This window comes from Colwellia sp. 1_MG-2023 (assembly GCF_030546755.1).
Classification (GTDB): Bacteria; Pseudomonadota; Gammaproteobacteria; order Enterobacterales; family Alteromonadaceae; genus Thalassotalea_H.
In genome coordinates, this window is record NZ_JAUOPE010000029.1 from 1 (window position 1) to 984 (window position 984).

Sequence of the window (984 nt, forward strand, 5' to 3'; positions counted from 1 at the left end):
AATGGTGTACTAAGATGTTGTTTGATTTTCTTTGCTTTAATGCTTTAGCGTAAGCGAGCTTAACCGAGTTTGTTTTCATATTGTCATCAACATGATAACCAACGATTTTTCTTGAAAAAGCATCGGTGACTAGGCTCAAGTAAGTATTCCCCGTAGTTGTTGGCAAATAGGTAATGTCTGCCACCCAGAGTTGCTCAGGCTTTTCAGGCACTAAACCTGCTTTGATTAGGTTTGGATGACAAGTAAAATGATGATGGCTGTTCGTTGTTTTATGATAAGCACGTTGCCGTGATACGAGCATTTGATGGGATGCAAGTAAGCTAAATAATCTGTCTCGACCAATGAACAACTGCTGTAATGACAATAAATATTTAAGCTTACGCGTACCAATCCTTGGTTGATTCATACGTTCAACCATTATAAAACTGAGTACTCGTTGCTCATGTATGTCACGCTTTACTTGAGCTATACATTGTTTGTAATAGGCTTGGCGAGTAATACCAATAAAGTGACATGCCTTAATAACCGATAGCGTCGCTATGGTTTTTTGTTCGATAACTGCTCTTTTTGCTTTTTTGTGATGCGTACACCGTAGTCAGTTTCTAGTACATTAACAACCGCTTCGAAGAATTGAGCTTTAAGCTGACTATCCGCTAATTCTTTTTCTAATGCTTTAATACGCTGCTCAGGTGTTTGAGGTAATTGAGACTTAGCCATAGCAAAACCTTGGGTTAAGAAAATAGGGGTTCCTTTAGACCAATCTAGTCGACCATGCTTGCGAAGCCAAGTTAATACGGTAGAACAACCTTGTATTCCATATTTATCTTGCGCTTGCTTATAGGTTAACTCACCTCGTTCTACTTGCTCTACAACACCTAATTTAAAAGCGATTGAATAATCTTTTTGAGTACGTTTAGTGGTTGATTTCATGACTCTCTCCAATTTGTTGCTGGAAAAGTGTCAACCTTATTTAGGACGGGTCAG

1 pseudogene is annotated in these 984 nt (G+C 38.6%); it reads right to left on the reverse strand.

The features are described 5' to 3' along the window. Window positions 1-930: pseudogene (locus Q4493_RS17695) on the reverse strand (IS3 family transposase); the annotation flags it as partial. Window positions 931-984 lie beyond the last annotated feature (54 nt).